This is a genomic window from Mesorhizobium sp. BR1-1-16 (assembly GCF_020165495.1).
Classification (GTDB): Bacteria; Pseudomonadota; Alphaproteobacteria; order Rhizobiales; family Kaistiaceae; genus Kaistia.
The window spans coordinates 206334-230929 of record NZ_JAIUIE010000003.1 but is presented as its reverse complement, the minus strand read 5'-3'; the positions used below and the strand labels follow the sequence as shown (position 1 = coordinate 230929).

At 64.3% G+C, this 24596-nt stretch carries 21 protein-coding genes; 15 read left to right on the top strand and 6 right to left on the bottom strand.

The genetic code is table 11. The annotated features are described in order from the left end of the window. Nucleotides 1-3 precede the first annotated feature (3 nt). Nucleotides 4-921 carry a glycine betaine ABC transporter substrate-binding protein OsmF gene (gene osmF, locus LB518_RS09570; RefSeq protein ID WP_502845817.1) on the bottom strand — a complete coding sequence of 306 codons (918 nt, stop codon included), beginning with the start codon at nucleotides 919-921 and terminating at the stop codon, nucleotides 4-6. A gap of 325 nt (nucleotides 922-1246) precedes the next feature. Between osmF and LB518_RS09565 the strand changes: the two genes are divergently transcribed. Continuing rightward, the gene (locus LB518_RS09565; protein WP_224576478.1) at nucleotides 1247-3421 is read left to right on the top strand and encodes a hybrid sensor histidine kinase/response regulator family protein; all 2175 of its coding nucleotides are present in this window, start codon (nucleotides 1247-1249) and stop codon (nucleotides 3419-3421) included. A 47-nt stretch (nucleotides 3422-3468) separates the two neighbouring features. Continuing rightward, nucleotides 3469-5100: an FMN-binding glutamate synthase family protein gene (locus LB518_RS09560; RefSeq protein ID WP_224576476.1), complete on the top strand. Its 1632-nt coding sequence runs from the start codon at nucleotides 3469-3471 to the stop codon at nucleotides 5098-5100. A 55-nt stretch (nucleotides 5101-5155) separates the two neighbouring features. On the opposite strand, the gene LB518_RS09555 is transcribed toward LB518_RS09560, so the two are convergent. The 3 genes from LB518_RS09555 to LB518_RS09545 all read right to left on the bottom strand — a co-directional run bounded on the left by LB518_RS09555 (nucleotide 5156) and on the right by LB518_RS09545 (nucleotide 8311). Beyond that, nucleotides 5156-6325: a cystathionine gamma-synthase gene (locus LB518_RS09555; protein WP_224576474.1), complete on the bottom strand. Its 1170-nt coding sequence runs from the start codon at nucleotides 6323-6325 to the stop codon at nucleotides 5156-5158. Then, nucleotides 6322-7731 carry a pyridoxal-phosphate dependent enzyme gene (locus LB518_RS09550; RefSeq protein WP_224576472.1) on the bottom strand — a complete coding sequence of 470 codons (1410 nt, stop codon included), beginning with the start codon at nucleotides 7729-7731 and terminating at the stop codon, nucleotides 6322-6324. The genes LB518_RS09555 and LB518_RS09550 overlap by 4 nt, the downstream gene beginning before the upstream one ends. Nucleotides 7732-7936: 205 nt before the next feature. Continuing rightward, the gene (locus tag LB518_RS09545) at nucleotides 7937-8311 is read right to left on the bottom strand and encodes a hypothetical protein (RefSeq protein ID WP_224576470.1); all 375 of its coding nucleotides are present in this window, start codon (nucleotides 8309-8311) and stop codon (nucleotides 7937-7939) included. Nucleotides 8312-8380: 69 nt separating this feature from the next. Between LB518_RS09545 and LB518_RS09540 the strand changes: the two genes are divergently transcribed. Both LB518_RS09540 and LB518_RS09535 read left to right on the top strand, forming a co-directional pair. Then, complete coding sequence (locus LB518_RS09540; RefSeq protein ID WP_224576469.1) at nucleotides 8381-8590, top strand: hypothetical protein; 210 nt, start codon at nucleotides 8381-8383, stop codon at nucleotides 8588-8590. A 140-nt stretch (nucleotides 8591-8730) separates the two neighbouring features. Then, nucleotides 8731-9093, top strand: a complete 363-nt coding sequence (locus LB518_RS09535; RefSeq protein WP_224576467.1) for a hypothetical protein — start codon at nucleotides 8731-8733, stop codon at nucleotides 9091-9093. A 19-nt stretch (nucleotides 9094-9112) separates the two neighbouring features. Here the strand turns inward: LB518_RS09535 and LB518_RS09530 are convergent, their stop codons facing one another. Then, a complete protein-coding gene (locus LB518_RS09530) occupies nucleotides 9113-10177 on the bottom strand; it encodes a D-TA family PLP-dependent enzyme (protein WP_224576465.1) in 1065 nt (354 codons plus the stop codon). 70 nt (nucleotides 10178-10247) lie between these two features. Next, entirely contained in the window at nucleotides 10248-11009 is a 762-nt protein-coding gene (locus tag LB518_RS09525; protein WP_224576462.1) for an SDR family oxidoreductase, read from the bottom strand. 137 nt (nucleotides 11010-11146) lie between these two features. Here LB518_RS09525 and LB518_RS09520 point away from each other — a divergent pair, with 137 nt between their 5' ends. From LB518_RS09520 to LB518_RS09470, 11 genes are all read left to right on the top strand, one after another. Continuing rightward, nucleotides 11147-11521, top strand: coding sequence for a RidA family protein (locus tag LB518_RS09520; RefSeq protein ID WP_224576460.1), 375 nt, complete (start codon nucleotides 11147-11149; stop codon nucleotides 11519-11521). A gap of 5 nt (nucleotides 11522-11526) precedes the next feature. After that, on the top strand, nucleotides 11527-13026 hold the full coding sequence (locus tag LB518_RS09515) for a M81 family metallopeptidase (RefSeq protein ID WP_224576458.1): 1500 nt from the start codon (nucleotides 11527-11529) through the stop codon (nucleotides 13024-13026). A gap of 167 nt (nucleotides 13027-13193) precedes the next feature. Continuing rightward, nucleotides 13194-14351 (top strand): Gfo/Idh/MocA family protein, encoded by a 1158-nt coding sequence (locus tag LB518_RS09510; protein WP_224576456.1) that lies wholly within the window; start codon nucleotides 13194-13196, stop codon nucleotides 14349-14351. A 12-nt stretch (nucleotides 14352-14363) separates the two neighbouring features. After that, nucleotides 14364-15248, top strand: a complete 885-nt coding sequence (locus LB518_RS09505) for a carbohydrate ABC transporter permease (RefSeq protein WP_224576454.1) — start codon at nucleotides 14364-14366, stop codon at nucleotides 15246-15248. After that, nucleotides 15245-16105 carry a carbohydrate ABC transporter permease gene (locus LB518_RS09500; protein ID WP_224576452.1) on the top strand — a complete coding sequence of 287 codons (861 nt, stop codon included), beginning with the start codon at nucleotides 15245-15247 and terminating at the stop codon, nucleotides 16103-16105. Before LB518_RS09505 ends, LB518_RS09500 begins: the two co-directional genes overlap by 4 nt. A 60-nt stretch (nucleotides 16106-16165) precedes the next feature. After that, nucleotides 16166-17380 (top strand): ABC transporter substrate-binding protein, encoded by a 1215-nt coding sequence (locus tag LB518_RS09495; RefSeq protein WP_224576450.1) that lies wholly within the window; start codon nucleotides 16166-16168, stop codon nucleotides 17378-17380. A gap of 127 nt (nucleotides 17381-17507) precedes the next feature. Next, nucleotides 17508-18599, top strand: a complete 1092-nt coding sequence (locus LB518_RS09490; RefSeq protein ID WP_224576448.1) for an ABC transporter ATP-binding protein — start codon at nucleotides 17508-17510, stop codon at nucleotides 18597-18599. Between the two features lie 75 nt (nucleotides 18600-18674). Continuing rightward, nucleotides 18675-19541: a MurR/RpiR family transcriptional regulator gene (locus LB518_RS09485; protein WP_224576446.1), complete on the top strand. Its 867-nt coding sequence runs from the start codon at nucleotides 18675-18677 to the stop codon at nucleotides 19539-19541. 39 nt (nucleotides 19542-19580) lie between these two features. Then, nucleotides 19581-21617, top strand: coding sequence for a beta-N-acetylhexosaminidase (locus tag LB518_RS09480; RefSeq protein WP_224576445.1), 2037 nt, complete (start codon nucleotides 19581-19583; stop codon nucleotides 21615-21617). Beyond that, nucleotides 21614-23053, top strand: a complete 1440-nt coding sequence (locus tag LB518_RS09475) for a M81 family metallopeptidase (RefSeq protein WP_224576442.1) — start codon at nucleotides 21614-21616, stop codon at nucleotides 23051-23053. The genes LB518_RS09480 and LB518_RS09475 overlap by 4 nt, the downstream gene beginning before the upstream one ends. Before the next feature lie 101 nt (nucleotides 23054-23154). Beyond that, entirely contained in the window at nucleotides 23155-24585 is a 1431-nt protein-coding gene (locus LB518_RS09470) for an MFS transporter (protein WP_224576440.1), read from the top strand. The last annotated feature ends 11 nt before the right edge of the window (nucleotides 24586-24596 follow it).

The window sequence follows — 24596 nt, the reverse complement described above, 5'->3', positions numbered from 1 at the left end:
CGATTATTTCAGGAAGCCCTTCGACTTCAGATAGTCAGAGGCAACCTGGCCGGCGTCCTGGCCGTCGACGGCGATCTTCGCGTTGAGCCCCTGCAATGTGGGTGCATCGAGCGACTGGAAGACCGGCGTGAGCAGATCCTTGATCTGCGGATACTCCTTGAGGACCGCCTCGCGGATGATGGGCGTCGGCGCATAGACCGGCTGCACGCCCTTGTCGTCGACGAGCGCCACCAGACCCAGAGCTGCCAGGGCGCCGTCGGTGCCATAGGCAAGCGAGCCGTTGACGCCGGAGGTCTGCTCCGCCGCCGCGCGGATGAACGTTGTCGTATCGCCGCCCGCGAGCGTGACGATCTGGTCGGGACCCAGCTTGAAACCGTAGGCCGACTGGAAGGCCGGCAGCGCCGCAGGGCTCTCGACGAATTCTGCCGACGCCGCGATCTTGAACGTGCCGCCGCCGTTCAGCCACTTCGCGAAATCTTCCAGCGTCTTCAGCTTGTTGGCCTCGGCGACGTCCTTGCGGACCGCAATCACCCAGGTGTTGTCGGCCGGGGCCGGCGTCAGCCAGACGATCTTGTTGGCGTCGTAATCAAGGGCCTTGACCTTCTCGTAGCCTTCCTTGGCATTCTTCCAGACCGGATCGCTGTCGATCGAAAAGAAGAACGCGCCATTGCCAGTATATTCCGGATAGAGGTCGACCTCGCCGGCTGTGATGGCGCCGCGCACGATCTTGGTGTTGCCAAGCGAGACCTTGTTGACGGTGGGAATGCCGTTAGCCTCAAGCACATCGATGATGATGTTGCCGAGCAGCGAGCCTTCCGTGTCGATCTTGGAGCCGACACGAACCGGGTCTGCGGCCTGTGCGAGCGTCGCGCCCATCAGTGTTGCCAGTGCCGCTCCCACGAGAGCGCGGCGATTGAGGATGGCGATCATGCTTCGTCTCCTTCAAAGGGCCGCCCACTAAGCGGCATTCGATGTGTCTGGATGACAGGCGCGCGTGCGGCCCCCGAGCATAGGGTTGGGCGCTGCCGCGAAATTTCAAGAACTGTACCCTATTCGTTCTTATCGGTCATCGGCAAATGTGTCCGAAATCGCATTCTTTGCTCGCTCCTGCGGATGATCCGTGTGAACGGACCGGGCGGCGAAACGAGAGAATGCGAGCCGGCTTCGAGTGCCTGGGAGATTGGCGTCCGCAGCGAGTCGCGTATAGGTTTCGGACGACGCCCTTTGAACGACAGCGAGCCACGAATTGCCCTCCCTGACTGCCGGACGCCGACGCCCCGGCCTCGACGTCACCCGCCTCGTCGCCTTGATGGGCATGCTGGGCATTGTGCTGACGCTGGCGGCGACGGGGTATCTGGCGCAGCGCGAATATCAACGGCGATTCGATGATGCCAAAGAGCAGCTGGCGACCGAGGCGTTCTTCCTCTCCGACCACGCCAATCGGCTGTTCGAGGTCGCGATGATCGCGCTGTCCGGCGCGCGCTCGTTGACCGTGGGCCGGAGCTGGGAAGAGATCGCGAGCAACCCGGAGCTCGCGCGTCAGCTCCGCGATTTCGCTGACGCGATCCCCTATATCGAGGATGTCTGGTTGAATGACGCGACTGGCCAGCTCCGCGCTACGTCCTTCGCCTTTCCCTCGCCGAAATCCGACGCTTCCGACCGCGAGAACTTCAAGGCGGCGAAGCTCCCCGTCGACGAACTGTTCGTGGGGACTTTGATCAGGGGTAAGATCACGCGGCGGCCGACCTTCCTTCTGTCGAACCGCATGCAGGCGGCAGACGGCAGTTTCAACGGCATGGTCTCTGTCACCGCCGATCTCGCTTATTTCAGCGATTACTGGGCGGGCGTGGCGCTGCCTTATGATGCGCGCGTCACGATCACGCGGGTGCCGACGCTGGAAGTCCTCGCTGAATTTCCCGAGCACGGAGAGCAGCCGGCAACGCCGGCCGGTCTCAGCGAAAGCGTCGCCAATGCGCCCTCCGCGGGTCAATACGCGACCCATGGCCCGGATGGCCGCTTCGGCGCCTTCCGCAGGGTCGGTGAACATCCGATCTATCTGACGGTCGATATCTCGGATGCCGCCGTGGTGGCCGGGTGGCGATCATGGTTCGCCAATATTCTGCCGGTTCCGGCAGTGGCGATCGCTCTGTTCGGCGTGCTGAGCTGGCTGGCGATCCGCAGCTCCCGCCTGCAGCGCGCCTCGCAGCTGTCGCTGGCTGCAGCCAATGAGGGGCTGCACGTCGAGATGAGCCGCCGCGAATCCGCCGAGGATCAACTCCGCCAGCTCCAGAAGATCGAGGCCATCGGCCAGTTGACGGGCGGTATCGCGCATGACTTCAACAATATGCTCGCGATCATCGTCGGCAGCCTCGGCCTCATGGAGAAGCGGCTGAAGCGGGGCGAGCGCGATATCGAGAAATACCTGACCGCTGCGCAGGAAGGGGCAAGCCGCGCGGCAGCGCTGACGCAGCGGCTGCTCGCCTTCGCGCGGAAGCAGCCGCTCGCACCGCAGACGATCGATCCGAACCGCTTCGTCGCTGGAATGTCGGATATGCTGCAACGCACGCTGACGGAATCCATTCGCATCGAAACGGTGCTCGCCGCGGGGCTCTGGAAGGTGCGCGTCGATCCGGCCCAGCTCGAGAATGCGCTGCTGAATCTTGCCGTCAACGCGCGGGACGCCATGCCCGAGGGTGGACGGCTGACCATCGAAACGGCCAATGCCAGCATCGATCAGGCCTATTCGGAAGCACATGGCAATGTGCCCTCGGGGCAATATGCGTTACTGGCGGTGACCGATACCGGAACGGGGATGTCGCCCGATATCATCAAGCGGGTCTTCGAGCCCTTCTTCACGACGAAGGGAGTCGGCAAGGGCAGCGGGCTCGGCCTATCGCAGGTCTATGGCTTCGTGCGCCAGTCCGGCGGTCATGTGACGATCTATTCCGAACTTGGCCAGGGCTCGACGGTCAAGATCTATCTGCCGCGCTATTACGGGGTCGATGCCGAGATCGAGAAGGGACAGTCGCAGGGCGACAGCCGACCGACCGGCTCGCCCGACGAGGTGATCCTGGTGGTCGAGGACGAAGCCGGTGTGCGGCGGCTCAGCGTCGAGGCGCTTCGCGATCTCGGCTACACGGTCATCGATGCCGAGGGGCCCGGCCGCGCCCTCGAGTTGATTGGATCGAGTCCACGCATCGATCTCCTGTTCACCGATATCATCATGCCGGACATCAATGGCCGCGAACTCGCAGACCGGGCGCGGGTGCTGCGTCCGTTGATGAAGGTCCTCTATACGACGGGCTACACGCATAACGCCGTGGTGCATAATGGCCTGCTCGATCCGGGCGTCCGGCTGCTCGGCAAGCCCTTCTCGCTCGATCAACTCGCGGCCAGCGTCCGGGCCGCGCTCGATTCCTGATGGCCGTGATTCCGCCGCGGGCGACGCCTCCGGGGAGGGGCGGCGTAATGCCAGACAAGCGCTTCGTCATGCCGTCCATTCTCAATCGCTATTTCGTCTTCGCCGCCTGCCTCGTGCTTGCGGTGGCCTTTCTCGCGCTGGTGATCGCGACGGGACGCGGCTTCCTGCCGCTCGCGCTGTTTGGCGGGCTCGGCCTCATCGGCATTCGCGATCTCGTCCAGACACGGCACGCGATCCTGCGCAACTATCCCGTGATCGGCCATATCCGCTATCTCTTCGAAGAGGTCCGGCCGGAGCTGCGCCAATATCTCTTCGAGGACGACCGGGATGAGCTGCCCTTCTCACGGACGCAGCGGTCCCTCGTCTATCAGCGCGCCAAGAGCGAGGCGGACCAGCGGCCGTTCGGCACGCTGCTCGATGTCTATGGCGAACGCTACGAATTCATGGGGCACTCGGTCCGACCGATCGCGGTATCGGATCCGGCGAGCTTTCGCGTGCCGATCGGCAACGAGCAGTGCGATCAGCCCTACGATGCTTCAGTCCTCAACATCTCGGCGATGAGTTTCGGTTCGCTGTCGGCGGCGGCGATCCGCGCCCTGAACAAGGGCGCAAGAGCCGGCGGCTTTGCGCATGACACGGGCGAGGGCAGCGTCAGTCCCTATCACGAGGAATTCGGCGGCGATCTCGTCTGGCAGGTGGCGAGCGGCTATTTCGGCTGCCGCAAGGATGACGGCACTTTCGATCCGGATCTGTTCGCGGCGCGCGCGGCAAGCCCGCAGATCAAGATGATCGAATTGAAGCTCAGCCAGGGCGCCAAGCCCGGACATGGCGGCATCCTGCCGGGCCACAAGGTCTCGGCGGAAATCGCGCGTGTGCGCGGCATTCCCGAAGGGCGCGACTGCATTTCGCCTGCGCGCCATTCGAGCTTCGACACGCCGCTCGGCATGATGCGCTTCCTCGCCGAGCTACGGCGCCTCTCCGGCGGCAAGCCGGTCGGTTTCAAGCTCGCCCTCGGCCATCCCTGGGAGTTCATGAGCATCGTCAAGGCGATGCTGGCGACGGGGATCGTGCCGGATTTCATCGTCGTCGATGGCGCCGAGGGCGGGACGGGTGCTGCGCCGGTCGAATTCACCGATCATATTGGCATTCCGATGCATGAGGGCCTGCTGCTGGTCCACAACACGCTGGTCGGCGCTGGTCTGCGTCCGAGCGTCAAGATCGGTGTGGCCGGCAAGGTGATCTCCGCCTTCGATATCGCGTCCTGCCTCGCGATCGGCGCCGACTGGGTCAATGCCGCGCGCGCCTTCATGTTCGCGATCGGCTGCGTCCAGTCGCTGTCCTGCCACACCAACACCTGCCCGACCGGGGTCGCGACTCAGGATCCGCTGCGCCAGCGCTCGCTGGTCGTCGAGGACAAGGCCGCGCGTGTCGCCGCCTTTCATCGCCATACGCTGGAGGCGCTCGCGGAGATGCTGGCTGCCGCGGGGCTGAGCCATCCCGCGCAACTCGCGCCGCACCACCTCGCGCGCCGCGTCACGCCGACGGAAATCCGTCTGCTGTCGCAGCTGCATGTGTTCCTGAAGCCCGGCGAATTGCTGGAGCCCGCGGGGAAGGAAGGTTTCTACCAGACCATCTGGGCACGGGCGCAGGCCGAGAGCTTCGACGCGCTGCCCGTATAGGAAGGCGCGCGCTGCATTGTGGGTGCGCTGCCAAGCAAGGCCTCAGGCGGCAGCCTCAGCGCAGCGCCTGCACGATGTCGGCTATGAGATCGTCAGCGGCCTCGATGCCGGCGGAGATGCGCACGAGCGAATCCGAGATGCCGATCGCGGCGCGCTGATCGGCCGGGATCGAGGCATGCGTCATCGTCGCCGGATGCTCGATCAGGCTTTCGACGCCGCCAAGGCTCTCGGCGAGCGCGAAGAGCTCGACCCGCTCCAGGAACCGCTTCGTGCCGGCGAGGTCGCGGTCGAATTCGACCGTGATCATGCCGCCAAAGGCATGCATCTGCCGCTTGGCGAGATCGTGCTGCGGATGGCTGGCAAGGCCCGGATAGCGCACGCTCTTTACATCAGGCCGTGCTTCGAGGAAGCGGGCGATCGCTATGCCGTTTTCCGAATGCCGCTGCATGCGCAGCGCGAGGGTCTTCAGTCCGCGCAACGCGAGGAAGCTGTCGAAAGGCCCCGAAATCGCGCCGACGGCGTTCTGCAGGAATTTCATCTGCTCGGCGAGATCGGCGCGTGGCCCGACCACCACGCAGCCGCCGACCATGTCGGAATGGCCGTTCAGATATTTGGTCGTCGAATGCACGACGATGTCGATGCCGAGCTCCAGCGGGCGCTGGATATAGGGGCTGGCAAAGGTGTTGTCGGCGACCGAGATGATGCCGCGGCGGCGGGCGAGCGCCGCGACGGCCTCGAGATCGACGATGCGCAGCATCGGGTTGGTCGGGGTCTCGACCCAGAGCATCTTGGTCTCAGGCCGGATCGCCGCTTCGACAGCGGCGAGGTCCGTGAAGTCGACAAAGGTGACGTCGAGGCCTGCGGAGCGCTTCCTCACGCGCTCCAGCAAGCGAAACGTGCCGCCATAGATGTCGTCGGTCGCAACGATGTGGTCGCCGCTGTCGAGCAGTTCCAGCGTCGTCGAGATCGCCGCGAGGCCCGAGGCGAAGGCAAAGCCAGCGCTGCCGCTCTCGAGATCCGCAATCGCGCGTTCGAAGGCAAAGCGGGTCGGGTTCTGCGAACGGGCATATTCGAAGCCCTTGTGAACGCCCGGGCTCTCCTGCGCATAGGTCGAGGTGGCGTAGATCGGCACCATGACCGCGCCGGTCAGCGGATCGTGGCTCTGGCCGCCATGGATCGTGCGGGTGGCGAAGGCGAGGCGGTTCGGGCGTTCGGGTGCGGTCAAGGCGAGAGCCTCAGATGGTTGATGAGATCGACGCGGGTGATGAGCCCGACGAATTCGTCGTCGTCCATGACGATCGCGACTTCGTTGCGCTCAAAGATCGGCAGCAACGCGTCGACGGACGCCGTCGAGGGGACGGTGTGGAGATGCGTGACCATCGAGTCGGCGACAACAGCGCTGAATTTGCCGGCCTCGCCATTCCTCAGCCGTCCCAGACCTGCCAGCACGTCGCTCTCGTCGAGAATGCCGACGAGACGGCCCTCCTCGATGACGGGCAATTGCGAGACGTCGGCGCCGCGCATGCGGCCATAGGCGGTCGAGAGCGTGTCGGCCGGGGAGACCGTCACCGTGCCGCCCTCGGCATGGAAGCGTGCGACGAGATCGCGGAGGTTGCCATGCTGCAGCCGTTGGGCGAGGCCCTGTTCGGCGACCCAGACGTCATTGAAGACCTTCGACAGGTATTTGTTGCCGCTGTCGCAGACGAAGGTGACGACATTTTTCGGCTCGGTCTGCTCGCGGCAATAGCGAAGGGCTGCCGCCAGCAATGTTCCCGATGAGGAGCCGGCGAGAAGGCCCTCCTTCGCCAGCAAGGCGCGTGCGGCCGCGATGCTCTCGCGATCCGTGATGGTGAAGGCACGTGAGACCAGCGAGAGATCGGCATTCGGCGGCACGAAATCCTCGCCGATACCTTCAACCGCCCAGGAGCCGGCTTCGATCATCTGCCCGGTCTCGATCAGCGGCGCCAGAACCGAGCCCTTGGGATCGGCGAGCACCATCTTCGTCTTCGGCGAGGCGCGACGGAAGAAGCGTCCGAGACCTGTCAGCGTGCCGCCGGAGCCGACGCCAACCACAACCGCGTCGACATCGCCAGCGAGCTGCTCGAGGATCTCCGGACCGGTCGTCGTCTCGTGGGCGAGTGGATTGGCGGGGTTGCCGAACTGGTTGACGAAGAAGCCGCCCGTTTCGACCGCGATTCGCTCGGCCATGTCCTGATAATAATCGGGATGACCTTTGCCGATATCGGAACGGGTTGTACGAACCTCCGCCCCGATGGCGCGCAGATGCTGCACCTTTTCGCGTGACATCTTGTCGGGAACGACCAGGATCAGGTGATAGCCCTTGGGGAGGCCGACTTGCGCAAGGCCAAGGCCGGTATTGCCGGCGGTCGCCTCGACGATGGTGCCGCCCGGCTGCAAACGTCCATCGCGCTCGGCGGCGGCGATCATCGACAGGGCGATACGGTCCTTGATCGATCCGCCGGGATTCTGGCTCTCGAGCTTGACGAACAAGCGGCAAGGGCCGGTGTCGAAGGTCGTCAATTCAACGATCGGCGTACGGCCAATCAGGTCCAGGCTGGAGCGCACCGGCGGCGGCAAAGGAAGCGCGGCATCGCCTAGAGAGTTCGTCATCATCCTGCCTCCCGCATCGGGCCTTGCCTTCATCTAGTTGGAAGGCTGGCCCCGCTCAAGGGCGGGACATCTCCATCAGATGGACGAGCGGGGAATGATTTTGCGCTGAAGCGACTTCTATCCCGGCGGCGACAGCACAACCAGGCGCCCAGAACGCCGCATGCGCAATCGCATTCCAGGGTTACATCAGAAGGCTTAGCCAGCGTCAGGAGACGCGGCGCTCGAGTTGCTCGATCTGCGGAACGATAATCTGGTCATAGACGCGCCGCTGCGTGTCGTCGAGCACTGCGGCACCGTCGCTGATCACCATCTGCATGATGCGGAACGCCTTGGAGCGGCGCTTGATCTTGCCCTCATCCACCAGCCGTTCGAGGGCAGCCGTCAGGAATATTCGACGCAACATCGATCTCCTCCCGCCGTTTTGATTCTCTTCATGAAGAATCGGTTCATTCGGCGACGAAATCAAGCGTTCATAGCCGCCTGTCTGATGATTGCCCTGGATTTCGAACGGTTGTGCCCAGCGCAGCGGCGCTCCTGAGGCGGTCTCGCCGGATGTTGCCGAGCGCGGGGCAAAATTCACGCTCAGTGAAACTCGTTGCCGCTGAACGGGCGCGGCCTATAATAGAGGCGGTTCAGGAGTTCATGACCGATGCAGAAGAAATTGGTTGCCCTCAGGGGGCGGCTTGTCGAAGAACAGCAGAAGCTCATCATGCAGGCGGCGTCATCCGGCGTTCTGCCAACCGATAGCGCCGTGCGCAAGATCTCGGATATCGAGAACGCGATCATGGCCGTCGAGCACATGATCGAGGAATTGGGGACGACCAAGGCTCCGGCCAAGAGTGCCGCCGGCAAAGCGTGATGGCGCGCCGCTCGCGCGATGATGGCGACCAGCATTCTATCTTGGGTGGTATCGCGCTGGTAAATCCACTGGAGGAATAGTATGGTTTAATAAGGCGCCGTATCTATTGCGGTGCGGCATCGTTCGATGAGGGCAGTGACGTGCTTTTCCCCCGGTTTCGCTCGAAGGAGCGTGATCTCCGCAGTGACATCGACCGTCTGTCGTCCATACAGGAGGTCGTCTCGCGCGCTCTGTCGGACACAGAGAGCGAGTCGACGGGTCTTGCGGCGCGTCTCGAGGACGCGCGGTCGCGTGCTGCGTTCCTCTATGGCGACGTCATCGAGGGCGATGGCGGCGAGGCCAGCAAGAGTTCGATCCTGATTCAGGAGGCCGAACGCTTCCTCGTGCGCGGCGAGAGACGGCGCGACGAGCTTGGGACCCATGTCGCCTTCCTGCGCCAGCTCGAAGATCAGCTGACGCGCGGCATCGAGACCCTGCGCCAGCAGCAGCAGACCGAGGACTGATCCGCGGGCGGGCAGGCGGTCAGTCGACCCGGCCGCGCGCCGCGACGATCTCGGTTGCGACCACATGGTCGGCCGAGACGAGATGGACCCGGTCAAAGAGGTTCGATACCGGGCAGGCGTGGTTCGGCACGATGCGCAGCCGCTCGCCGATCGCGGGCTTCAGCGCCGACCCCGAGAGATCGATCGTGCCGTGTTCCTCGCTGAGCCCTGCAATCACTGCATCAGGATAGCCGAGCACGGTGCCATATCCCGAAAGACCAAGCAGATCGCTGGTCAGAGCCTTCGAGCCGGCGTCGATCACGGCGCGATCCGGTGTCGGGCTGCTCACCACGGTCGCAAGCACCGTCAGCGCGCAGTCGTCCATGGTGCCGACCCCTTTGGCCACCTGGTAGCGATCGAGATAGATATAGGTGCCAGGCCGATATTCGGTAGCGATCGTCGTTTCATGCGCCGACCAGAGATCGGGCGTGCCGCCGGTCGAGATCATTGTCGGCGGCAGGCCCGCGCTGCGCAGCGCTTCCGCCATGGCCGCTAGGATGGCCCGTGCCGCAGCCGGTGCGCCTGCGGGGGGATAGGTCATCAGGCCGGCAAAGGCGAGGCCCGAGCTGGCATCGATCGCGCGCGCCAGCGCCACGGCCTCGTCGGGCGTCTGCACGCCGCAACGCCCCATGCCCGTATCGCATTCGACGAGCACGCGAAGCGGTGACGCGGCGTCGGCGAAGGTGCGTGCATAGCCCTCGATGGTGACGAGGCTGTCGGCGGTGACCGCGAGCGCGACGCGTTCTGCGAGGCGCCGCAGCCGGTGCAGCTTCTCCGTGCCCAGGATGTTGTAAGGCAGCAGGATATCCTCAATGCCGGCATCTGCCATGACTTCGGCTTCACCGAGTTTCTGGCAGGTGATGCCGATGGCGCCGAGTTCGACCTGTCGCCGGGCAAAGCGCGGCAGCTTGTGGGTCTTGATGTGCGGGCGAAGCTTCAGGCCATGTGCATCGGCATAGGTCTGGGTGCGGGTAAGATTGGCCTCGACGCGATCGATGTCGATCAGGACGGCCGGCGTGTCCAACTGGTCGATATGGGTGGGCATCCGATGTCCTTTGATGTCGCGACAACTGTCCAAGGCTTTGCCGACGCTTCGGCCGTGGTCAAGCAGCGTATCAGCCGCCGAGAACTTCACTGACGAAGCGGCGGTTTCCGGCCGTAAGACCGGCATCGACGGCGATGGCCGTTCCGGTGATGCCCGATGAGAGCGGCGAGGCGAGGAACAGCGCCGTCTGCGCAACCTCTTCCGGCGTCACAAGGCGGGCAAGCGGATAATAGCGCACCACTTCGTCGAGCAATTCCGGCTGCTTCTCGATGCGGTGATCCCAGGCGGGCGTGCGCACGGAACCGGGGCAGATGCAGTTGGCTCGGATGCCGTGGCGGCCATGCTCGACGGCGAGGGCGCGTGCATAAGCGTTGAGCCCGGCCTTGGCGGCGGAATAGGCCGGATTGCCGAAATGGGCGAGGGCGTTGACGGAGGAAACGAGGACGATCGATCCGCCGCCTGCCGCGATCATCGCGGGAAGGCTAGGGGCGACGAGATTATAGGTGCCCGTCAGGTTGATGGCGAGTTCGCTGTCCCAGGCCTCCGGTCCGACATCGACCATCCGTTCGGCCCGCGTGAAGCCGGCATTGCCGATGATGGCGTCTGGCGCGCCCTGCCGGGCGATGATCCGCTCCATGGCAGCGGTCGTCGCCGCCCGGTTGGTGAGTTCGAAGACCTCTGTCGTGACGCCCTCCAGCGCCGCCAGCAGATCCGCATCGCGGTCGCACGCCGTCACGCGCGCTCCGCATTCGCGGAACAGGGCGACGAGGGCGCGGCCAATGCCGCCGCCGGCCCCGCTGATCACGACATGCTTCCCCGTCATTCCAAACATCGCGCGTCCCCTCATTCTAGGCGCCAGCTTCGCGCCAAAATGAAAAAAAGCAACATGATTTGGCGCTTGACGGGCCGCCAGCGCAGGAATTTACATAGCAATCCAGGCATCACGGTGCTTCAGAGCGGGAGAGATTGGTGGCAAAGTTGAAAACGGTTTACGGAGCCTCTCATGTTCCGCTGTCGCCGGCCGTTCGGGCGGGCGACTTTGTCTATATCTCCGGCCAGGTCCCGACCGATAGCAACCGCGCTGTTGTTGCCGGTGGCATCGAGGCGCAGACGCGGCAGGTGATGGAGAACGTCAAGGCGGCTCTGGCGCTGGCCGGCTGCACGCTCGACCAGGTGGTGAAGACCTTCGTCATCCTCACCGACGCGAACGACTTCGCCGCCTTCAACGCCGTCTACGCCACCTATTTTCCGGCCGAGCCGCCAGCCCGCACCACTGTCGAGGCCAAGCTGATGATCGACATCAAGATCGAGATCGAAGCCATCGCCTACGCGCCGCTCGGCTGATCGTCATGCGGATCTTCACAGCGTCGCTCGCGACCGAGACCAACACATTCTCGCCGGTGCCGACTGACCGGGCCAGCTTCGAGATGGCCTTCTATGCCGCGCCCGGCGAGCATCCGGCAACGCCGACGCTCTGCTCCTCGCCGATCGTCGCGCTGCGCCGCCGGGCCGAGGCGGACGGGATCGATCTCGTCGAGGGCACTGCGACATGGGCCGAACCTGGCGGTCTGATCCAGCGGGCGGCCTATGAGGGATTGCGCGACGAGATTTTGGGTCAGCTCCGTGCGGCGCTGCCGGTGGACGGCGTCGTGCTTGGACTGCATGGCGCGATGGTGGCGCAGGGTTATGACGACTGCGAGGGCGACCTGCTCGAACGCATTCGCGCGATCGTCGGTCCGGATGTCGTCATCGCGGCGGAGCTCGATCCACACAGCCATCTGACGGCGAAGCGCGTCGCCAACAGCGATATCCTCGCAGCTTTTCTCGAGTTTCCCCACACCGATTTCTACGAGCGCGGCGAGCATGTCGTCGATCTCGCCATCCGCGCGATCCGCGGCGCAATCAAGCCGGTGATCTCGACCTTCGATTGCCGAATGATCGAAGTGTTTCCGACTAGCCGCGAGCCGATGCGTTCCTTTATCGACCGCGTCAAGGCGATGGAGGGGCATGACGGCGTCCTGTCGATCTCGCTCATCCATGGCTTCATGGCCGGCGACGTGCCGGAGCTCGGCACGCGCCTGCTCGTCGTCACCGAGGACGACCGAGTGGGCGGCGACGCGCTGGCGCGGCGTCTCGGGCTTGAGATCTTCTCGCTGCGCGGCCAGACCATGATGCCGCAATTGGGTATCGAGGACGGCCTCGACCGTGCCTCGGCGCTCGCCGCGACAAAGCCGGGGAAGCCTGTCGTCGTCGCGGATACCTGGGATAATCCAGGTGGCGGCGTTGCCGGTGACGGGACGCTGATTCTTCGCCGCATCATCGAGCGCGGCATGCAGGATGTTGCGGTCGCGACGATCTGGGACCCGGTCGCGACGACCTTTTGTCTGGCAGCCGGCGAGGGCGCCCGCATCCAGCTCCGCTTTGGCGGCAAGGCCGGCCCCGATGGCGGCGCGCCCGTCGATGCCGAGGTCGATGTGATCAGGGCGGTGGAGGAGGGCTGGCAAAGCTTCGGCCGCAGCCGCGTGACGCTCGGTCCGGCGGCAGTAGTCCGCCTCGTCGGAACGACGATCGACGTCATCCTCAATACCAACCGCACCCAGACCTTCGAGCCGGACATCTTCACCAATCTTGGCATCGATCCGATGGCGAAGGCGATGCTGCTGGTGAAATCGACCAATCACTTCCACGCGGGCTTCGCGCCGATCGCAGCGGAGATCGTCTATATCGACGCGGGCGCGCCTTATCCGTCCAATCCCCGCCTTACCGCCTATCGCAAGCTCGACCGGCCGATCTGGCCGCGGGTCGAGGATCCTTTTGCGCTTGTCGATCAAACTTTGACGGTGAAGTGAAAACGCCTTTCAGATTGTATGCAAGAACGGGGCATTCTTGCGGAGAAACTGCAAAAGAGTGCTTGACAGGGGTGCGTCTTGCGGCATGATCGTGGAAAGAATTTACAAAGCGGCTGGTCGGCGCTGATGCCCGTCCAAGCGGCTGTCTTGATGAAGCAGGGGATTCGATGAAAGTCGGCATTGTCGGGCTTGGCTATCGGCTGGGCTATCTGGCGCGCATTTTTTCCGCCTCGCTCCCGGATTTCGATGTGGTCGGCTATGTCGACCCCGAGCCGGCCGGGCTTTCCTATACGAAGCAGTTCGACGTCCCCGTCGGGAAGGCCTACGGGTCACTCGAGGATCTCCTGGCCGGCGAGACGCTCGACCTTTTGATGGTCGGCTCGCCCAATCACCTACATCTCGGCCATATCCGTACCGGTCTCGATAGCGGCGTGAAGGTCTTCTCCGAAAAGCCCGTCGTGACGACGGTCGAGGAGACGATGGAGCTCGCACGGCTGATCGCGGAATTCGGCTCCGACAACGTCATGGTCGGTCTCGTGCTGCGCTATGCGCCGCTCTATGTCGACCTGCGCAAGGCCCAGAAGGACGGGCTCATCGGCGATATCGTCTCGATTGAGGCCTCCGAGCATATCGCGCCCTATCATGGCGCGTTCTTCATGCGCGATTGGCGGCGCTATGAGAAGTATTCGGGCTCGTTCATGCTCGAGAAGTGCTGCCACGATCTCGATTTGTACAATGGCGTCATGGGCGCTCGCCCGGCGCGTGTTGCTAGCTTCGGCGGAAAGCGCAGCTTCGTGCCAAGCAATGCGCCGGAAGGACTCGGCATCAACGACACCGAGGTCTATCATCGCAAGCCAAGCGGCTGGATGGGAACCGACAAGGTGTTCGACAGCGATGCCGACATCATCGATTTCCAGACGGCAATCGTGGAATATGCGAACGGCGCCTCGATGACCTTCCACACCAATCTGAACGTGCCCGATGAATACCGCCGGTTCTGCGTGATCGGCGCCAAGGGTATGGCTGAGGGTGATTTCGTCCGCAATTTCTTCAAGGTGCATGACGCCCGCACCTCGTCAAAACTGATCGACACCACTTATAGCGGCTCAGAACTCTCGGTTCATTACGGCGCGGATGAACAGATGGCGCGCGATATTGGCGCGCATATGCTGAACGACGCACCGCTGCCGGTTTCGGTGGTCAATGCGCTCGAAGCCGGCCTGCTGGCCCTCGCCATGGACGAAGCGCGCCGCAGCAAGACCGTCGTGGACATGTCCGAGACCTGGAAGCGCTTCGATGCGGCGCTTTCCGGCCGCGACAGCTGACGGGGCGGGCGGATGACGCGGTCCCGAAGTGCCACGCTGTTCGCCTTCGCGCTTCTGCTTCCGGCCACGATCTACATTCTCTTCATCGTCGCCTATCCGCTCGTCGATACGTTCACGCTCTCCTTCACCGACGCCTCGCTCAGGCGGACGGTGAAGTGGGTCGGCTGGGTCAATTACCAGAAGATCTTCGGCGGTGACTTTGCCACCGTCATCATCCGCACCTTCGTGTGGACCTTCTTTTCCGTCGGCCTCAAGATGATCATCGGCACCTGCGGCGCTGTGCTGCTGAACGCGCTGGTGCCTGGCCGCGCGCTCTTTCGCGTGTTGACGCTGCCGCCGTGGATCGTGCCGATGGCCATCGGCATCTTCATGTGGGGCTGGATGTATAATGGCCAGTTCGGGATGATCTCGGGCATCCTGCAGAATGTCGGCCTGCTCGATCGGCCGCTGGCGTGGCTGGCCTATGGCGGCACGGCCTTCGGCGCGACGATATTGACCGATGTGTGGATCGGCGTGCCGCTGGTGACGCTCTATCTGCTCGCCGCGATCCAGTCGATCCCCAAGGACCTCTATGAGGCAGCCTGGACGGACGGCGCCGGACGCTTCTATCGCTTTCGCCGCATCACGCTGCCGCTGATCGTGCCGGCATTGGTCACGATGTCGATGCTGTCGCTGATCGCGACCTTCAATTCCTTCGACATCATCTGGATCCTGACGCAGGGCGGACCGAACGGCCAGACCACGACGATGATCATCGACACCTACAAGACGGCGATCGGCAGCTACAAATATGGCGAGGGTGCCGCCCGCGCCGTGATGATCTGTCTGTTCCTGTCGGTGTTCTGCTTCTTCTACTTCCGCGTCATCAGCAAGATCTCATCGGGGGAGGCAAAATGAGCAGCGGGCGCCCGATGATCGACCGTTACAGATGGTATGAATATGTCGCGATCTATGTCGGCATGTTCCTGTTTCTGGGCTTCGTGCTGTCGCCTTTCATCGAGGGCTTCCTGGTTTCGTTGAAGCCGCTGACGCATCTCTTCTCCTCGCCCTATCGGTTCTGGCCGGAGGATGGGTCGTTCGATGCCTATTTCACGATGTGGGAGCATGTGCCGCTGCTCGGGCGCTACATCTTCAATTCGCTGCTGATCTCGAGCCTCGCCACCATCGCCGTGCTGATCCTCGTCGTGCCGGCCGCCTATGCGTTCGCGCGGTTCGAGTTTCCGGGCAGCGGGCCGTTGCTCGGCGCCTTCCTCGCCGTCAACATGTTCTCCGGCGCGGTGCTGCTCATCCCGCTCTATCGGCTGATGCGCTCGATGGGCCTGCTCAATACCTATTTCGCGATGATCGTCCCGGGAGTCGCCTTCCTGATCCCGACCGCGATCTGGCTGCTTCGAACCTATCTCCTGCGCATTCCGCGCGAGCTGGACGAGGCGGCCTGGGTCGATGGTGCCGGCCGGCTTTATATCCTGCGCCGCATCGTGTTGCCGATCGCCGCGCCGGGCATTCTCGTCGTCGCGCTCGCCACCTTCATCGGCGCCTATGCGCAGCAATTCATCTTCGCGCTGACCTTCAACTCGAAATCCGAATTCATGCCGCTCGCCGTGGGGCTGTTCGCCTTTTTCGGCAAGGAGCGCGTGGTCTGGAACGAGCTGATGGCGGCGAGCTTCGTCGGCATCGCCCCGGTGATGATCGGCTTCATATTCCTGCAGCGCTATCTGGTCGCCGGGCTCACAGCCGGCGCGGTCAAGCAGTAGCGGTCCAGGCATCCGAACCGTCCCGGGAAAAGGGGCGGCCAGACAATGAGGGAAAGAGCAATGAAACATTACGGGACACTCCTCGCAGGCGCGGCCGTCGTCCTCTCGACGATGTCCGTTTCGGCCTTCGCGGAGGACAAGACGGTCAGCATGATCCAGTGCGGCGATGCCATCGCCGAGACCTATCCGGACCTGATCAAGGCTTGGGAAGCCAAGAATCCGGGCTTCAAGGTCAATGTCGAGATCGTTGGCTGGGCGCAGTGCCAGGACAAGATCACGACGCTCGCCGCCGCCGGCACGCCGGTCGGACTTGCCTATGTCGGCTCGCGCACGCTGAAGCAGTTCGCCGATAGCGATCTGATCGTGCCGATCCCGATGACGGACGCCGAGAAGGCCGCCTATTATCCGCATATCGTCGACACGGTGACGTTCAAGGACGAGGCCTGGGGCATTCCGGTCGCCTTCTCGACGAAGGCGCTGTTCTGGAACAAGGCCTTGTTCGAGAAGGCCGGCCTGGACCCCGCCAAGCCGCCGACGACCTGGGACGAGCTTTATAACGACGCCAAGGCCATCAAGGACAAGACCGGCATCGCCGGCTACGGCCTGCCGGCCAAGACGATGGACAACACGATGCATCAGTTCCTGCATTACGTGTACACCAATGACGGCACGGTCATCGACGCCGACGGAAAGATCACGCTCGACAGCCCGCAGAACCTGCAGGCACTCGAATTCATCAAGAAGCTCGTTCCGGTCTCCGAAGATGGTCCTTCGGCCTATGACCAGGACGACATGATCAAGTTGTTCTCGGACGGCAAGGTCGCGATGATCGAGGGCGGGCCCTGGGTTCGCAACCAGGTCTCGAAGGACATTCAGTGGGGCGTCGCGCCGCTGCCGGTCGGACCGCAGGCCAAGGGCGCCGGTACGCTGCTCATCACCGATAGCATGGCTGTGTTCAAGGGCACGGGCGTCGAGGACCAGGCGATCGATCTCGCCAAGCTCCTGACCAACCCGGAAAACCAGTTCCTCTATGAGAAGACGCATGGCCTGACGCCGCTGCGTCCCGTCGCCGGCGTTGATACGCTGGTCTCGGAAGATCCGAGCTGGAAGCCGTTCCTCGACGGAATCGCCTTCGGTGGCCCGGAGCCGCTGTTCCTCGACTACAAGGGCTTCCAGAACGCCATGATCGACATGGTCCAGTCCGTCGTGACCGGCAACGCGGAGCCCGCCGCTGCGCTGACCAAGGCGGCCGGGTCGATCGACCAGTTCAAGTAAGCACCCTTACCTTGGCCCTCTCCCGCGCTGCGGGGGAGGGGACACGGTTTGGATCGCACGCCTTTCTTCCCCCTCTCCCGCTCGCGGGAGAGGGCGGGTGAGGGCCTTCTTCCCCGGAGAACGTCCCTTGAGCGAACTCACGCTGTCCAGCCTGAAGAAGTCCTTTGCGGGAACCGCCGTCATCAAGGGCGTCGATCTCGACGTCACGCAGGGCGAGTTCGTGGTTTTCGTCGGGCCTTCGGGATGTGGCAAGTCCACGCTGCTGCGCATGATCGCCGGGCTCGAGGAGGTCACGTCGGGTGAGATCGTCATTGCCGGCAAGACCGTCAACGATCTGCCGCCGGTGAAGCGCGGCATCGCGATGGTGTTCCAGTCCTATGCGCTTTATCCGCATATGAGCGTCTACGAGAACATCGCCTTTCCGCTGCGCGTCGAGAAACTGCCCGAGGATCAGGTCCGCACCCGGGTTTCCGAGGCGGCGCGTGTCCTGCAGCTTGAAAGCCGGCTCCAGCAGCGGCCCGGCACGCTTTCCGGCGGCCAGCGCCAGCGCGTCGCGATCGGCCGAGCCATCGTGCGCGAACCGAAGATCTTCCTGTTCGACGAGCCGCTCTCCAATCTTGATGCCGCCTTGCGCGCCGACATGCGGATCGAGCTGACACGCCTGCACAAGAAGCTCGGCGCGACGATGATCTATGTGACGCATGATCAGGTCGAGGCGCTCACCATGGCCGACAAGATCGTCGTCCTGAACGCCGGCCAGATCGAGCAGGTCGGCTCGCCGCTCGACCTCTATCATCGGCCCGCCAATCGCTTCGTTGCCGGCTTCATCGGCAATCCCAAAATGAATTTCCTGCAGGGCACCTGCACGGCGGCCGATGGCGCCGGCATCACGGTCGATCTCGGGCCGCTCGGGCTGATCACCCTGCCGCGGGCCGGCAGCCCCGCTCTCGTCGGCCAGAGGCTGGAGGTCGGCATTCGCCCCGAGCATCTCAGCCTCGACGCGCCGGGCGGCTTCCGCCTGACGATCCGGCCCGGCATCATCGAGCGGCTCGGCATCCACACGGTCGCCTATGCGCCGCTGCCGAACGGCGACACATTCGTCGCGCTGTTCGACGGCGATCCTCCGGTCGCTGATGACACCGACATCGAGGTCAGCGTCGATCCGGCCCTCTGTCATCTGTTCGACGAGGCGGGCCTCGCGGTCGGGCTCGCCGCCTGATACGGGTCCGGCGGCGCCTCGGGCTTGCGGTTCCAAAGCCTTTTTGGCGCGCGTCTTAGGAGGAGTTCGGTCATCATGCTCGATCTGGTCGGGCTCTTGCAGGCGGATATGGAGAGCTTCAGCCGTTCCGAACGGCGGCTGGCCGATCTTGTGCTGTCCGACGTCCAGTCGGCGGTCAATGCATCGATCGTCGAACTCGCGGCGCGGGCCGATACGTCGCCGCCCACGGTGACGCGCTTCTGCCGCCGGCTCGGATGCCAGAGCTTCGCCGACTTCAAGGTGCGCCTGGCGCAGAGCCGCTTCATCGCGCGGCGCTATCTTGTGCCGCCAAGCGGGCCGGAAACCGCGACGGAAATCACCCGCCACATCGTCAACTGCGCCCAGACGACGCTTTATTCGTTCTTCGAGCAGATCGATCCGCTGGCGATCGAAGCGGCGGCCGACAAGATCGTCGGCTCCAGCTACATCCTGTCCTTCGGCTCGGGCGGCGCTTCGTCGATGATCGCGAACGAGCTGGAGACGCGGCTGTTCCGGCTCGGCCTCCGCGTCACCTCCTCGATCGATCACCAGGCGCAGATGATGCGCACCGCCGGCGCGCCCAAGGGGACGGTGATCATCGCCTCTTCGACCAGCGGCCGAAACCTGCCGCTGGCCAATACGCTGGCGATCGCCGGCGAGTATCACCTCGACCGGATCGTCCTGACGCGGCCGGGATCGCCCGTTGCTGAGCATGCCGATGTGCTCCTTGCCATCGACGTGCCTGAACAGGACGACATCCTCCGGCCGTCATCGGCGCGCTACGCCTTTCTTGCGATGATCGATGCCGTTGCGCAGACCGTCGCGACCCGCATGCAGGGCCGCGCCATCGAAAGCATGCGGCGGATCAAGCATCAGCTCATGATCAATCGCGACGGCGACGATACCCAGCCGCTCGGCGATTGACGCGTTCTTCTTCAAGACATTCACGACAGTGAGACCAGCATGACCCTTCCCCCGCGCGCCGCTTTCCGTCTCGAAACCGAATGGACACCGCCCGCCGAGGGTGTGGCGCTTGCCTATACGCTGAAGCTGACCAACCGCTCCGACGGGCCCGTCAGCGGGTTTCGCCTCTGCGTCAGCGGGCCGGCCCGGATCGATCCGGCGGCTGAGATCGAGGGTGGCGTTCTGGTCGAGCGGCTTTCCAATCACTCTGAATTTGAACCACCGGAAGGGTTCGTGCTGGCGCCCGGCGCCACCTGGACCGTCACGGTGCACGGGCTTTCCTACCCGCTGCGCCATTGGAGCGATGGCGCGGCGGCCGCCTATCTCGCCTTCGCCGATGGCAGCACGGCGCCGGTGGGCGTCGCGGCGACGAAGGCCCGCGGCGACAACGCGCCGCTGAAGCGCGGCGCGGTGGTCTATCCCGTTCCGGTCAGCGCGCCGGTTTCCGTCTCGGTGATCCCGTGGCCGGCGGATGTCCGGATCAGCGGCCGTGCGCCGACCCCGGCGGGCCTGGCGCTCCAGGCATCCGGCGGTGCAGCGGCGGCCGCGGCCGCCAGCTTCATGGCTCTGTCGGATGCGCTGTTCCCGGGCGATGCTCTGGTGCGACCGGTGTCGGAAGGTGGACTTCCGGTAGCCTTCGAGGCCGGGAAGGGGATCTCCAGCGAAGGCTATCGTCTCGACTTCGCGCCGAACGGCATCGTCGTCACGGCAGGCTCGGAGGGCGGCTATCTCTATGGCCTGATCACGCTCGGCCAGATGCTGCGCGGCGCGCTGCGTCATCCCGCGACGTTCCTGTTCCCGGCTTCGGGCATGATCGCCGATGCGCCGGCGCTTTCATGGCGCGGCACCCATCTCGATGTCAGCAGGCAGTTCTATTCGACCGGTGAGATCAAGGCGCTGATCCGCATCCTCGCCTGGAACAAGATGAACCGCTTCCATTGGCATCTCTCCGATGACGAGGCCTGGCGCATCGAGATCGACGCTTATCCGGCTCTGACGGAGATCGGTGCCTGGCGCGGCCATGGTCTCGCTTTGCCGCCCTTGCTGGGTACCGGGCCGCAGAAGACCGGCGGCTACTACACCAAGGCGGCGATCCGCGAGATCGTCGCCTATGCGAAGTCGCTCGGCGTCACGGTGGTGCCGGAGATTGATATCCCCGGTCACTGCTATGCGATGCTGAAGGCGATCCCCGAGCTGCGCGATCCCGGCGAGAGCGGCGAGTATTTCTCGGTGCAGGGCTTCCCGAACAACTGCCTCAATCCGGCGCGCGAGGAGACCTACGCCATCCTCGAGACGATCTTCGACGAGATCATCGCGCTCTTCCCCGACAAGATCGTCCATATCGGTGCCGATGAAGTGCCGATCGGCGCCTGGTCGGGGTCGCCGATCGCGCTTGCGCGGCTGGAAAGCATAGCCGGTAAGGCCGCGGCGGAAGCGCATGCCAAGCGGAACAATGTCGTCACCAACCATCACGGCGCCGACGAGATCGAGGGTTCGGGCGCGGCCGTCCTGCAGGCCGAATTCCTCGCCCGCATCCAGAAATTTCTCGCCTCGCGCGGCTGCATCACCGGCGGCTGGGAAGAGGCCGCGCATGGCCATGTCATCGACAAGGCCAAGGTCTATCTCGTCGGGTGGCGCAACCACGAGGTTTCGGCGGAACTCGCCGGCGAGGGCTACGACATCGTCGTCTCGCCGGGACAGGCTTATTATCTCGATATGTCCCAGGCGACCGACTGGTCGGAGCCCGGCGCCGGTTGGGCGGGCTATTCGAGCCCGGAAAAGACCTATCGCTTCGATCCGACCGCCGGCTGGAGCGAGGCGCAGCAGGCGCATTTCCTTGGCATCCAGGCCTGTATCTGGTCCGAACCGATGGCCGATCGCGCCATCTTCGACCGCCTTGTCTTTCCGCGCCTTTCCGCAATCGCCGAAAGCGGCTGGACGCGCGCCACCGATAAATCTTGGGAGCGCTTCCGCTCCATCGCGGGGCTGATGCCGATCCTCTATGGCTGGCAGGACGCAACGGGAGACGGCGCATGAAGATCGCTGTCGGCGGCATTCATACCGAATGCTCGACCTACAATCCGCTTCTCGCGACGTCTGACGATTTCACGGTGCTGCGCGGAGCCGAACTGACCGGGGCCGAAGACTTCGCCTGTCTCGCCGAATGGGACTGGGACGTCGCGCCGACGCTGCATGCGCGGACGATCCCCGGTGGCCCGGTCGAGCGCGCCACCTATGAGGCGTTTCGTGCCGAGTTTCTCGAGCGGCTCGCAGCGGCGCTGCCGATCGACGGGCTCTATCTTGCGATGCATGGCGCGATGAAGGTCGACGGCATGGATGACTGCGAGGGCGACTGGTGTGCGGCAGCCCGCGAAGTGGTCGGCCCCGATTGTCCGATCTCCGTCAGCTATGATCTGCATGGCAATGTCAGCCAGCGGGTGATCGACGCGATCGACATGTTCTCGGCCTATCGCACGGCACCGCATATCGATGTCACCGAGACCAAGCGGCGCGCGCTCGCCATGCTCCATCGCCGGCTGAATGGCGAGATCGATCCCTTCGTCGTCTGGGCCAAGGTTCCGGTGCTGCTGCCGGGTGAGCGGACCAGCACGGTCGACGAGCCGGCGCGGTCGCTCTATGCGCGGTTGCCGGCTGTCGACGCGGTGTCCGGCATTTTCGATGCCTCGATCATGGTCGGCTATGTGTGGGCCGATGAGCCGCGCGCCACCGCCTCGATCATCCTGACCGGGGACGATCGCGCCGCAATGGCAACTGAGGCGGAAAAGCTTGCCGCCGCTTATTTCGAGGCGCGCGAGGCATTCGCCTTCGGGCCTGTCACCACTTCGGTCGATGAATGCCTCGCGCTCGCCAATGCGTCGGCGACCCGCCCGGTGATCCTGGCCGATTCCGGCGACAACCCGACCGGCGGCGGCGTCGGCGACAGGGCGGATGTGCTCGCCGCCTTTCTCGCGCAGGGCCGGGGCAGCGCACTCTTCGCCGGCATCGCCGACCGTCCGGCGACCGAGGCGGCCTATCGCGCCGGGATCGGCGCGCGGCTATGGCTCCAGGTCGGCGGCACGCTCGATCCGTCAAGCGAGCCGGTCTCGATCGAGGCCGAGGTCGTCGCATTGCTCGAAGCGGAAGGCCCCCGACGCGAAGCGGTTGTCCGAACGGGGACCGCGACGATCATCCTCACCGCGCGGCGACGTCCGTTCCATGACATCGCGGACTTCGCGCGGTTCGGTTTTCATCCGGCGGATTTCGATCTGGTGGTCGTGAAGTCTGGCTATCTCTCGCCGGATCTCGGCCCGATCGCCAATCCGAACCTGATGGCGCTCAGCGAGGGCGTCGTCGATCAGGATATCCCGCGGATCGGCAACAGCCGCCGCCAGCGGCCGATATTTCCGTTCGAGCGCGATTTCGCCTATGCGCCGGTGGTGGAGGTTTCGGCAAGGGCAGGGCGCCAGCGCTGACCTTCTGAACCGACGGACCCGGAACGTTCGATTATGCATTGCCGCTTGTGTGGCGGACCGGAACGCGCGAAGGAAGTGCGGTCAATGCCCCGCCCTTGCCGATGACATCCACCGTTCCCAAATCGACCCTGATCGCGTTTCTCGTCGCCGGTGCGTTCTTCATGGAGAACCTCGACGGGACGGTGATCGCCACCTCGCTGCCGGCGATGGCGCGTTCGTTCGGTGTGCAGCCGGTCGATCTCAACATCGGCATGTCGGCCTATATGCTGACGCTCGCGATCTTCATTCCGGCGAGCGGCTGGATGGCCGACCGCTTCGGCGCGCGGACTGTCTTTGCTTCGGCCGTCGCAGTGTTCACGATCGCCTCCGTCTTCTGCGCCATCAGCGATAGCGTCCTCTCCTTCACGCTGGCGCGCGTGCTGCAAGGCATGGGCGGGGCCATGATGGTGCCGGTTGGCCGGCTTGTGGTGCTGCGCAATACCTCGAAAACCGAATTGATGCGCGCCATCGCTACGCTGACCTGGCCCGCACTCTCGGCACCGATCCTCGGCCCGCCGCTCGGCGGCTTCATCACCACCTATGCCTCGTGGCACTGGATCTTCATTCTCAACGTGCCGATCGGCATCGTCGCGCTGGCGCTGTCGTTCTGGCTGATCCCGAATGATCGGACTGGCGATCGGCCAAGCTTCGACTGGTTCGGCTTCCTCTATACGAGCCTTGCCTGCGCCGGCCTGATGTATGGCCTGGAGCTGATCGGGCAATCGGCGCAGCAGGGAGTGATTGGTGCCGCCATCCTGATCGCGAGCCTCATCTTCGGAGTAGCGGCGTGGCGCCACGCCGGGCGTCATCCGCATCCGGTGCCCGATCTCTCCGCCGTGTCGATCCAGACCTTCGCGGTCACCATGAAGGGTGGCTCGCTGTTCCGAACGGCAGTGAGTGCGGTGCCATTCCTGTTGCCGCTTCTGCTGCAGCTGGGCTTCGGGCTCGATCCGTTCCAGGCCGGGCTCTATGTGCTTGCCCTGTTCGCCGGCAATCTCGGCATGAAGCCGCTGACAAGCCTTGTGCTTCGCAGCTTCGGCTTCCGCACGACGCTGATCGGCAACGGGCTCGTGTTCGTTGCGACGATGGTGGCCTGCGCCTTCCTGACGCCGGCGACCCCCGGATGGATCATCGCGGGGCTGTTCGTCGTCAGCGGCGCGGCTCGCTCGATGCAGTTCACGGCGATCAATACGCTGGCCTTCGTCGACGTGCCACAGCCAAAGATGGCCGGCGCCAATATGCTGTTCAGCCTCATCCAGCAGATCACCTTCGGCCTCGGCATCGCCATCGGCGCCGTGGCGCTGCGCTTCGCGGATAGTTTCGCGACGCCTGGCGCCGAGACGCTCGGCCTCGTCGATTTCCGCTACGCCTTCCTGATCATCGGGGTGCTGGGATTGATGGGGCTCTATGACAGCCTCTCTTTGCCGCGCGACGCCGGCGCCGTTGTCAGCCGCCATCGACATCGTGAAAGCGCCGCGGCGCCGCGCACTTGACGCCGGGCGGG

Bases quoted from the DNA above. Each gene is read 5' to 3' on its own strand.
- LB518_RS09525 (WP_224576462.1), bottom strand. From the start codon at position 11,009: ATGTTTGGAATGACGGGGAAGCATGTCGTGATCAGCGGGGCCGGCGGC.
- LB518_RS09540 (WP_224576469.1), top strand. From the start codon at position 8,381: ATGCAGAAGAAATTGGTTGCCCTCAGGGGGCGGCTTGTCGAAGAACAG.
- LB518_RS09560 (WP_224576476.1), top strand. From the start codon at position 3,469: ATGCCAGACAAGCGCTTCGTCATGCCGTCCATTCTCAATCGCTATTTC.
- LB518_RS09500 (WP_224576452.1), top strand. From the start codon at position 15,245: ATGAGCAGCGGGCGCCCGATGATCGACCGTTACAGATGGTATGAATAT.
- LB518_RS09470 (WP_224576440.1), top strand. From the start codon at position 23,155: ATGACATCCACCGTTCCCAAATCGACCCTGATCGCGTTTCTCGTCGCC.
- LB518_RS09505 (WP_224576454.1), top strand. From the start codon at position 14,364: ATGACGCGGTCCCGAAGTGCCACGCTGTTCGCCTTCGCGCTTCTGCTT.
- LB518_RS09530 (WP_224576465.1), bottom strand. From the start codon at position 10,177: ATGCCCACCCATATCGACCAGTTGGACACGCCGGCCGTCCTGATCGAC.
- LB518_RS09475 (WP_224576442.1), top strand. From the start codon at position 21,614: ATGAAGATCGCTGTCGGCGGCATTCATACCGAATGCTCGACCTACAAT.
- LB518_RS09550 (WP_224576472.1), bottom strand. From the start codon at position 7,731: ATGACGAACTCTCTAGGCGATGCCGCGCTTCCTTTGCCGCCGCCGGTG.
- LB518_RS09510 (WP_224576456.1), top strand. From the start codon at position 13,194: ATGAAAGTCGGCATTGTCGGGCTTGGCTATCGGCTGGGCTATCTGGCG.
- LB518_RS09495 (WP_224576450.1), top strand. From the start codon at position 16,166: ATGAAACATTACGGGACACTCCTCGCAGGCGCGGCCGTCGTCCTCTCG.
- LB518_RS09485 (WP_224576446.1), top strand. From the start codon at position 18,675: ATGCTCGATCTGGTCGGGCTCTTGCAGGCGGATATGGAGAGCTTCAGC.
- LB518_RS09515 (WP_224576458.1), top strand. From the start codon at position 11,527: ATGCGGATCTTCACAGCGTCGCTCGCGACCGAGACCAACACATTCTCG.
- LB518_RS09480 (WP_224576445.1), top strand. From the start codon at position 19,581: ATGACCCTTCCCCCGCGCGCCGCTTTCCGTCTCGAAACCGAATGGACA.